Origin of the sequence: Corallococcus aberystwythensis (assembly GCF_003612165.1) — a bacterium.
GTDB lineage: Bacteria > Myxococcota > Myxococcia > Myxococcales > Myxococcaceae > Corallococcus > Corallococcus aberystwythensis.
On the sequence record NZ_RAWK01000345.1, the window covers coordinates 1 to 9020 of the forward strand.

At 70.8% G+C, this 9020-nt stretch carries 11 protein-coding genes; all 11 read left to right on the forward strand.

Annotated features, from left to right (window positions below; translation table 11 throughout):
- The first annotated feature begins 164 nt into the window (after window positions 1–164).
- Window positions 165–515: a phasin family protein gene (locus tag D7W81_RS36810; RefSeq protein WP_120526755.1), complete on the forward strand. Its 351-nt coding sequence runs from the start codon at window positions 165–167 to the stop codon at window positions 513–515.
- Entirely contained in the window at window positions 512–1273 is a 762-nt protein-coding gene (locus D7W81_RS36815) for a lytic transglycosylase domain-containing protein (protein WP_120560049.1), read from the forward strand. Before D7W81_RS36810 ends, D7W81_RS36815 begins: the two co-directional genes overlap by 4 nt.
- Before the next feature lie 160 nt (window positions 1274–1433).
- A complete protein-coding gene (locus D7W81_RS36820; RefSeq protein WP_120560050.1) occupies window positions 1434–2108 on the forward strand; it encodes a hypothetical protein in 675 nt (224 codons plus the stop codon).
- A 25-nt stretch (window positions 2109–2133) separates the two neighbouring features.
- Window positions 2134–2598, forward strand: a complete 465-nt coding sequence (locus tag D7W81_RS36825; RefSeq protein ID WP_120560056.1) for a social motility and stimulation tgl protein — start codon at window positions 2134–2136, stop codon at window positions 2596–2598.
- Window positions 2599–2621: 23 nt separating this feature from the next.
- Window positions 2622–3380: a social motility TPR repeat lipoprotein Tgl gene (gene tgl / locus D7W81_RS36830; protein WP_120560051.1), complete on the forward strand. Its 759-nt coding sequence runs from the start codon at window positions 2622–2624 to the stop codon at window positions 3378–3380.
- A gap of 21 nt (window positions 3381–3401) precedes the next feature.
- Window positions 3402–3788: a helix-turn-helix domain-containing protein gene (locus tag D7W81_RS36835; protein WP_120560052.1), complete on the forward strand. Its 387-nt coding sequence runs from the start codon at window positions 3402–3404 to the stop codon at window positions 3786–3788.
- Between the two features lie 9 nt (window positions 3789–3797).
- On the forward strand, window positions 3798–4532 hold the full coding sequence (recO, locus tag D7W81_RS36840) for a DNA repair protein RecO (RefSeq protein WP_120560053.1): 735 nt from the start codon (window positions 3798–3800) through the stop codon (window positions 4530–4532).
- Between the two features lie 32 nt (window positions 4533–4564).
- Window positions 4565–5590: a carbohydrate kinase family protein gene (locus tag D7W81_RS36845; RefSeq protein WP_120560054.1), complete on the forward strand. Its 1026-nt coding sequence runs from the start codon at window positions 4565–4567 to the stop codon at window positions 5588–5590.
- A gap of 78 nt (window positions 5591–5668) precedes the next feature.
- Entirely contained in the window at window positions 5669–6958 is a 1290-nt protein-coding gene (locus tag D7W81_RS36850; RefSeq protein ID WP_120560055.1) for a DNA polymerase beta superfamily protein, read from the forward strand.
- On the forward strand, window positions 6955–7743 hold the full coding sequence (locus D7W81_RS36855; protein WP_208721602.1) for a nucleotidyltransferase domain-containing protein: 789 nt from the start codon (window positions 6955–6957) through the stop codon (window positions 7741–7743). The genes D7W81_RS36850 and D7W81_RS36855 overlap by 4 nt, the downstream gene beginning before the upstream one ends.
- 93 nt (window positions 7744–7836) lie before the next feature.
- On the forward strand, window positions 7837–9020 hold a 1184-nt coding region (locus D7W81_RS36860), incomplete at its 3' end, for a serine/threonine protein kinase (RefSeq protein ID WP_147445756.1).

A 9020-nucleotide genomic window follows, 5' to 3' on the forward strand; every position in this document is an offset into this window, starting at 1 on the left:
CGGCGCGCCCACCCTTCGACCAAGAATTCGGGCGGCGCGGCGTCTTCTCCGCGGGCCTGAGCAGCGTTTCCATCACCCATGGGGTGTGCTTAGGTCGCAAACCCCTTTGAATGCCCAGGGTTCCTTCCACCGGAAGGGCCCGGGGTCACTCCCGGAGCGACTTCATGGACAACAACACCGAGGCCCCCCGAGAGAAGCCTTCCGTGGCGGAGGCGTTCGAGCGGATCTGGAGCCAGGCGCTCCTGGCGGTGAACACGGCCGAAGAAGAGGCTTCCCGCGCCGTGCAGCGCGTGGCGTCCGTCGCGGGCTGGAGCCAGGACGAGGTGAAGCGTCAGGCCCGCGAGTTCGCGGAGCGGCTGACGGGGCACCGCAAGGACCTGGAGCACAACGTGGAGGAGCGGGTCCGCACGGCCCTGACGCTCCTGAAGCTGCCCCGCCGCGAGGAACTGCAGGCCTTTGGTGCCCGCCTGGAGCGTCTGAACGAACGCATCCAGGCCCTGGAGCACCGCAAGTGAGAGGACCCGCCGCCTCGGGCGGCAGGTCGCTGGGAACGCGGTTCTTCGCGGGGTTGCACGCCCTGAGCAGCGGGTGCTCCCGGCTCCCGTTGCTCGCGGGCGTGGCACTCGTGGTGTCCGCGCGGGTGGTGCCCCTCCTGGAGGAGTCCGCCCCCCAGTCCGTGGTCCCCGAGGTGGTGGCGCAGGAGGCCGTCTCCGAGGAGGCGGCGCTCATCGACGCCGTGCTGGCCAAGCGGGCCCCGGACCTGGGGCTCACCCTGCGCCGGCGGCTGGGACAGGCCATCGACGAGGAGTCGCGCCGCACGGGCTATGACCCGCTGCTGGTGCTGGCCCTCATCGACGTGGAGTCCGACTTCGAGGAGGAGTCCGTCTCCGAGAAGGGCGCCCGCGGCCTGATGCAGATCAAGCCCAGCACGCTGCACTTCCTGGCGGAGAAGGAAGGCCTGAGGCTGTCGCGCGAGGAAGTGGTGGCCGACCCCGCCGTCTGCGTGCGCCTGGGCATCCGCTACCTGCGTTCGCTGCAGGGCCGCTTTGGCGGCGACCTGGACCTGGCGCTGATGGCCTACAACGCGGGCCCCACGCGAATCCGGGACGCCATGAAGGCCGGGGAGCTGGAGAAGTTCCGCCGCTACCCCCGGGCCGTGAGGCGCGACTTCCGCCGCTTCCGCGAGGGCCACGGCCTGGGCGGGGACTGGGCGCTCGCGCAGCGCGGCCCGCCTCCGCCAACACCCGACGAGACGCCGACCGCGTCGCCCTGAGGGCCCGCGCGGCTGGATTGGAAGACGGGCCCCCAGGTGAATGTTCGGGGCGGCGGAGCGCTCCAAGTGGGGCCGTCCCCGCCTTGTCCCGCTCCCCCGGGTGCGCTAAGTCGTTGCAAGCCCCCGGGACTGTTGAGGATTCCCAGGAGGAATGCCCCCCATGCCCCGTCCGTCCGCCCGCATCGCACTCACCGTCGCGGCTTCGCTCGTTCCCATGCTGGCCCTGGCCGGTTCGGTCTTCCTGAACGGCGTGAAGATCGATGGTGTGACGAACCAGCGCTTCGAGAAAGCCACCGTCCGCATTGACGGCGAGGGGAACGTCCACATCGACGCGCCGGGCTACGCCGCCCGCGTGACGACCGTGACGCCCACACCCACGCCGCCATCCACCGCCACTCCTCCGGCCTCCGCGCCCCCGGACGCGGGCGTCGTCGCGCAGGCCCCCGCGCCTGCCGCTTCCCCGTCCGTGCCGGGGCGCATCACGCAGCGCTACTGGCTGGTGACGGAGCAGACGACGCCGGGCATGACGGACTTCGACATCGACGTGTACGTGAACTCGCGCTGGCTGCGTCGTTTGCGCAACAACGAGGACCAGGTGGTGGTGGACATCACCAGCCAGTTGCGTCCCGGTGCGAACGCGGTGACGCTGATTGCCCGCAAGCAGGCGGGGGGAAGCCGCCGCAGCACGTCGCCCGCGAACGTCTTCAAGGTGATCATCGGCGAGGGCAACGAGGGCGGCGGCAACGTGATGATTGACACGCCCCTCATCCGCTTCCAGAAGACGGCTGCGGACGCGCAGGACGCGACCGAGGAGTTCACCCTCACCACCCGCTAGGGTGCGCGCGGGAAGGGAGACGACGGTGTTCACCATCGACGAGCGCTACCGGGGGCTCCCCGCGAACCGCGAGCAGGTGCTCGCGCTGCACCTGCCCCTCAACACGCCGCACGTGGCCATTCCCGGCAAGCAGGCCGGACCCGCGCAGGCCTTCGTGGTGGGGCTTCGCGGCGGACAGGGCGCGGGCGTCTTCGTGTACCTGTACCTCGTGGAGGAGGGGGACTGCGCGGTGTACGTGTCCGGCCGGCGCATCCAGTCCGCGGACGAACTGCGGGAGGACGAGGACGACGCGCTCGCGTTCGTGGAGTCGCTGGGCTTCATGATGGACAACGCGAACTGGCGTGCCGCGGCCCCCGCGCAGCAGGACGAGTGGCTCAAGACGCTGCCCGTGTTCTTCCGGGAGCCCACGCTCGTGCCCGCCGTGAAGGCCCGCGCCGAAGAGAAGCGCAACGTCGCCACCACCCTGGGCCGCTTCCTGGCCGCGTTCTGAACCTCCACCCCGGATTGGCACCCATGTCCCGCATCACTTCCTCCTGCTTCCTCGCGTTCGCGCTCGCGTCGGCGGGCTGCGCGCACGTCCCCACGGAGAAGGAGCGCCAGAGTTCGGAGATCCACTACGACCTGGGCATCCAGGCCCAGCAGCACGGCCACGTCCAGGACGCGCTCGGGGAGTACCAGAAGGCGCTGGAGCAGAATCCGGACAACCCGGAGGCGCACAACGCCATGGGCGTCCTGCTGCACCTGTCCTTCCGGCGGCTCGACGAGGCGTCGTCCCACTACGAGAAGGCGCTGGCGCTGCGGCCGTCCTTCTCCGACGCGCGCACCAACCTGGGCAACCTGCGCCTGGACCAGGGGCGCTACGACGACGCCATCAAGCTGTACGAGCAGTCGCTCAACGACATGCAGTACCGCTACGGCTACTCCGCGCAGGGGAACATGGGCTGGGCGCTCTACAAGAAGGGCGACACGGTGAGCGCGCTGCAGAACATCAAGGCGGCCATCACCCTCAACCCGGAGTTCTGCCTGGGCTACAAGAACCTGGGCATCATCTACGACGAGACGGGCAAGACGGAGGAGGCGTGCCGGCAGTTCGGGAACTACCGTGAGAAGTGCCCGGACGTGGCGGACGCCTACCGCCGCGAAGGCGTGTGCCAGGCGAAGCTCGGGCGGGTGGAGGAGGCGAAGAAGGCGTTCGCGGGCTGCGAGTCCAAGGCCCAGCCCACCGAGCAGGTGCTCAAGGACGACTGCCGCTCACTGCTGGACCACCTCTAGCCGCGGGGGCCCCGAAAGACCGTGGACCACGTCGACTTCGGCAAATACCTCAGCCAGCAGCGCGAGCTTCGCGGCCTGTCGCGTGAGGACGTCTCCCGGGAGACGAAGATTCCCCCCAGCCTCGTCGCGGCGCTGGAGGCGGGGCAGGTGGAGCGGCTGCCCGAGCGCGTGTTCGTGCTGAACTACATCCGCGCGTACGCGCAGGTCATCGGCCTGTCGCCGGAGGAAGCGGCGCTGCGCTACGAGGAGGTGGACCGGGCGGTGCCCGCGCCTTCACCGGCGCAGCTCGAGAAGGCGCGGCGCAAGCGGGCGTACGTCATCCTGGCCGTGCTCCTGGCGGTCCTGCTCCTGGGCGCGGGCCTGTTCCTGGTGCTGACCGGGAAGCTTCCGCCCCCCGCCGCGCGTTGAAGAGGGGTTATGGAGCGGTACGCCGACGATGCGTTCGTGCTGTCCACGGTCGACTATGGTGAGTCCGACCGGCTGGTGACGCTGCTCACGCGCGAGCACGGCAAGCTGACCGCGTTCGCCGCGGGTGCGCGCAAGAGCAAGCGCCGTTTCGCGGGAGCGCTGGAGCCGTTCATGCGGCTGCGCGTGCAGTTGGTGGAGACGCGCGGCAGCACGGTGCGGATCGATTCGGCGGACATCGTCGCGGGCTTCTACGCCGCGCGCGAGGATCTGTCGCTCATCGCCCGGGCGCTGTACGCGGTGGAGCTGTGCCGCGAGCTCACGCGCGAACACGAACCGCACCCGGAGCTGTTCGAGCTGATGGAGGGCTACCTGCACCGGCTGGACGCGAAGGAGGCCGGGCCCACATCGTTGCTCGCGTTCGAACTGGCGGCGCTGGCGCAGGCGGGGTTGATGCCCCGGTTCGACTCCTGCTCGCTGTGTGGCGGACAGCCCGGCGAGCGGCCCCGGTTCGATCAGGGCCACGGTGGCGCGGTGTGCGAGCCGTGTGGCGGACGCGCGCGTGATTCGGTGGCGGTGCCGGTGGCGCTGCTGGCCGGGCTTCGTTCGCTGCAGGAAGGGGCGCGCACGCCGTTGCCCGCGGACCTTCGTGCTCGGGCGCGCGGACTGCTCAACGTCTTCATCGCGCACCACCTGGGCCGCAAGCTCAAGAGCGTGGACTTCATGGCGCAGGTGGGCCTGGACTGACGGGCGGCGCGCGGCCCGCAGGGGGGAGTGTCATGCACGAGGCCGGACCGCTGGACGTGGTGTGTGTCGGCGAGACGCTGGTGGACTTCCTTCCCGTGGCAGGGGGCGCCACGCGCGTGCGGGACGTGGAGGCCTGGAAGCCATCGCCGGGAGGCTCTCCGGCCAACGTGTCCGTGGGGCTCGCGCGGCTGGGCCTGCGCTCGGCGATGGTGGGCGTGGTGGGCTCGGACGAGTTCGGCCACTTCCTGCGGGACCGGCTGGCCGCGGACGGCGTGGACGTGAGCCGCCTGCGCCAGGTGGACCACGCTCGCACGGGCCTGCTGTTCGTCTCGCTGGATGCGCACGGCGAGCGCAGCTTCACGTACTTCCGGACGCGTTCAGCGGAGTTCCTGCTGGATGACTCCGACGTGGATGGCGGCTTCGTGCGGCGTGCGAAGGCGCTGCACTGCGGCTCCAACTCCCTGCTCCTGCCGGAGGCGCGTGAAGCCATGGTGCGCATGCTCACCCTGGCGCGTGAGTCCGGGATGCTGGTGAGCTGTGATCCGAACCTGCGGCTGCACATGTGGACGCAGCCCGAGGAGCTGCGGGCGCTCCTGGGCCGCATGCTCCCGCTGTGCACGGTGGTGAAGCTGTCGGAAGAGGAGATCCACTTCGCGACCGGCGAGCACTCGCCCGAGGCGGCCCTGCATGTCCTGGCCGCCCAGGGCGTGCGGTTGCCCGTGGTGACGCTGGGCCCGCGCGGTGCGGTGTTCCTCTGGCAGGGTGAGGTCCTCTCCGTTCCCGCGCCGCAGGTGACGGTGGTGGACACGACGGGCGCCGGTGACGGCTTCGTGTCCGCGATGCTGAGCGGACTGGTGCGCGGGTATGGCGACGCGCGCTCACTGGAGGGGGCGACGCGCGAGGACCTGGTCGCTGTCATGACCTTCGCCGCGGGCGTGGGGGCTCGCGTGGTGACGAGGCTGGGCGCGGTGGCTGCGCTCCCCCTGGCGTCCGAAGTGGAGGGGCTGTTCCCCCCTCTGCCTTCCGGGCCCGACGCCGTGCGACGCATCGCGCGCTGACGGGAAGCGCCGTGCAGGGTCAGGCTGGCGTGCTTCGCTGCGTCCACCATGGCCCACCATCCCATCCAGGAGGGACCGATGAGCGACACCCGAGACACCTCTTCCTCCCCGCAGGCGCGGGTCCGGGGGCTGGAGCAGATCGACCGGCTGTCGGTGCCCCTGCCGCATGGCACCGAGGTCACGACGCGCGTGGAACGTGTGGCGTCCGCGGGGCGCCGCATCCCCCAGGGGGTGGTCGGCCGGGTGGTGCGCGCGCATGACGGCGGCTTCGACGTGCAGATCGTCGGAGTGGGCGAGGTGTGGTTCGCGCGGGACGAGTTGGTGCCCCGGCGCGCGGGCCAGGTGCAGTTCGCCCAGCGGCGCGAGGCGGCCTGGGGCGCGCTGCGGCCGTGCGTGGTGCTGGAGACGCGCGTGGGCAGTCATGCCTGGGGGCTCGCGGACGAGCGCTCCGACGTGGACGTTCGCGGTGTCTTCGCACTGCCCCTGCCGTGGACGCTGGGCCTGGGGCAGCCGCCGCAGGACCTGGTGAGCGCGGATGGCAGCACCACGTACTGGGAGGTCCGCAAGACGGTGGAGCAGGCGCTGCGCGCGGATCCGAACACGCTGGAGACGCTCTTCGTCCCCGGCGCGACCCCGGTGGATGACCTGGGCACGTGGGTGCTGGAGGCGCGCGAGGCGTTCGTCTCCAAGGCCATCTTCGGCAGCTTCGGGCGCTACGCCATGAGCCAGCTCGACAAGCTCACCCGCAGCCAGCGGCTGGCCGAGCACCGCGACCTGCTCCTCGCGTGGCTGTGCGAGGAGCCCACCCCGGACCTGGACGAGGTGGCCCGGCGCCTGGCCGCCGTGTCGCCCCGCTCCGCGCCCACGCCCGAGGACGCGGTGCTCGCGGCGAAGACGTACGTCAAGCAGCTCTACCGCTCGCTCTGGGACCAGGGACTGCTCGCGGCGAACGACTTCGCCGCGCTCACGGCGTACGCGCGCGGCGGAGGCCAGCGTCCACCGTCCGCTCGGGAGCTGCGGCCCAAGAACGCCTACAACCTGCTGCGGCTGGTGGCGCTGGCGACGGGCTGGCTGCGCGACGGGGTGCCGACCTTCGAAGCGACGGGGGTGTTGAAGGCGCGGCTGCTCGACATCAAGGGCGGACAGGTGCCACTGGAGGACGTGCTGCGCGACGCCGAGGCGATGGCGCCGGAGCTGGAGGCCGCGCACCGCGAGAGCCGGCTGCCGGAGCATCCGGACTACGCCCGCGCGGACCGGCTGTTGCGGCGCGTGGGAGACGAGGTGGCACGGCGCTGGGTCTTGAAGACGCCCGGACCGCTGGGCCGTGACGCGCCGGAGGCTCCGGCATTGGAAGGAGGGACGGAATGAAGGGCAGGGTGACGGACCATCAGGAGCGGATGGCGGACCGCGTGCTGGACGACGAGTCCCTCAAGCGCGAGCACCTGGTCATCTCGCTGTCCGGCGCGCATGCGTACGGCTTCCCGTCGCACGACAGCGACCTGGACCTCAAGGCCATCCACATCGCGCCCACCGCCGCGCTCCTCGGCCTCCAGCCCCGGCACGTCCCCGCCGAGCGGCTGGAGGTGCTGGAGGGCGTGGAGGTGGACTACTCGTCCAACGAGCTGCAGCCCGTGCTGCTGGGCATCCTCCAGGGCAACGGCAACTACATTGAGCGGGTGCTGGGCGCCATCACCGTGCGGGCCCTGCCGGAGCTGGAGACGCTGCGGCCCCAGGTGCGGGCCGTGCTGTCGCGGCGCATCCACCGGCACTACCGCGGCTTCGCGCAGGGACAGCTGCGCGAGTGGGAGAAGAGTGGGTTCCGCTCCGTGAAGAAGTTGCTGTACGTGCTGCGCACCACGCTCACTGGAACGCATGCGCTGCGCACGGGCGAGGTGGAGACGGACGTCACCGTCCTGCTGGAACCGTATGGTTTTGGTGAAGCCCGTGAGCTGGTGGAGCGCAAGCAGCGCGGCGAGCGCATCGAACTGACCGAAGCGCTCAGCGAGCAGTGGCAGCGGGAGGTGACGCGCGCCTTCACGGTGCTCGACGCGGCGGACGCGGCCTCCCTGTTGCCTCTGGAGCCACACCCGCCGGCCGTGGCCGCGCTCGAGGGCTGGATGCTCGACGTGCGGCGCCGGCGGTTCGGTGCTTGAGCGGCTTTCCCGGGGCTCTCGGCTTCGGGAGCGGCCTACTTGCAAAGACGATCATCGACCTGGGAGGGCGCGGCGGGTAACATCCCCTCCGCCATGAGCATGCAGGGTGGCGCCGGAGACGATCCCGACCGGGGGAGGCGCATCGGAAAATACGAGATCCTCACCCGACTCTCGATGGGCGGGATGGCGGAGCTGTTCCTCGCGTTCACCTCCGGCCCCGGCGGCTTCCGCAAGTTCGTGGCGGTGAAGCAGATCCTCCCCGACATCAAGAAGGACGACCAGTTCGTCAAGATGTTCCTCGACGAGGCGCGCATCACCGCGGCCTTCTCGCACGCGAACATCGGACAGGTGTTCGACCTGGGGGAGGAGGACGGCGAGCTGTACCTCGCCATGGAGTTCCTGCCCGGCCAGAACCTGGAGCAGGTGGTGAAGATGGCGGAGCGGCGCAAGTACCCGCTGCCGCTGGGCTTCAGCGCACGCGTGATTCGCGACACGTGCCTGGGCCTGCACTACGCCCACCACTTCATGGATCCGTCGGGCCGCCCTGTAGCGGTGGTGCACCGCGACGTGTCCCCGAAGAACGTGATGCTCACCTACGACGGCGTCGTGAAGGTGATCGACTTCGGCATCGCCAAGGCGCGCGGCAAGCTGGGCCGCACGCAGGTGGGCACCGTGAAGGGGACCAGCGGATACATGTCCCCGGAGCAGGTGCGCAACCGGGACCTGGATGGCCGCAGTGACCAGTTCTCCGCGGGCGTGATGTTCCACGAGCTGCTGGCCGGACAGCGCCTGTTCAACGCGCCGGGCGAGGCGGCCGTGATGATGCAGATCGTGGACGGGGAGATCCCCGCGCCGCGCTCGCTCAACCCGGCTGTACCGGAGGCCCTGGAAGCGGTGGCGCTCAAGGCGCTGTCGCGCGATGCCACGCAGCGCTTTGGCACCTGCCGGGAGATGGCGCGCGCCATCGAGGCCACGCTGGGCGCCGAGCTGTTCGACGAAGACCAGATGACCGCCGTGATGGGCGAGCTCTTCGAGGAGAAGCGCCAGAAGACGCGCACCCTCCTGGAGCTGGCCAGCCGCGCCGACGACGCACGCGTCAGCGAGGCCGCCGGTGCGCTCCAGGCGGAGGAGGGCACGGATCAAGCCGCCGCCGCGGCCACCGCGCAGGTGAAGTCTCCGCACGCGGAAGCCCCTCCGGGGGACGTCGCCGCGTCCTTCAAGCCCACGCCCGTCCGCCGCACCGCCACCGAGTCCACCGCGCCCGCCCCGCGCGCGAC

Coding starts and splice junctions, on each gene's coding strand:
- D7W81_RS36810 (WP_120526755.1), top strand. CDS start 165: ATGGACAACAACACCGAGGCCCCCCGAGAGAAGCCTTCCGTGGCGGAG.
- D7W81_RS36820 (WP_120560050.1), top strand. CDS start 1,434: ATGCCCCGTCCGTCCGCCCGCATCGCACTCACCGTCGCGGCTTCGCTC.
- tgl (WP_120560051.1), top strand. CDS start 2,622: ATGTCCCGCATCACTTCCTCCTGCTTCCTCGCGTTCGCGCTCGCGTCG.
- recO (WP_120560053.1), top strand. CDS start 3,798: ATGGAGCGGTACGCCGACGATGCGTTCGTGCTGTCCACGGTCGACTAT.
- D7W81_RS36845 (WP_120560054.1), top strand. CDS start 4,565: ATGCACGAGGCCGGACCGCTGGACGTGGTGTGTGTCGGCGAGACGCTG.
- D7W81_RS36850 (WP_120560055.1), top strand. CDS start 5,669: ATGAGCGACACCCGAGACACCTCTTCCTCCCCGCAGGCGCGGGTCCGG.
- D7W81_RS36855 (WP_208721602.1), top strand. CDS start 6,955: ATGAAGGGCAGGGTGACGGACCATCAGGAGCGGATGGCGGACCGCGTG.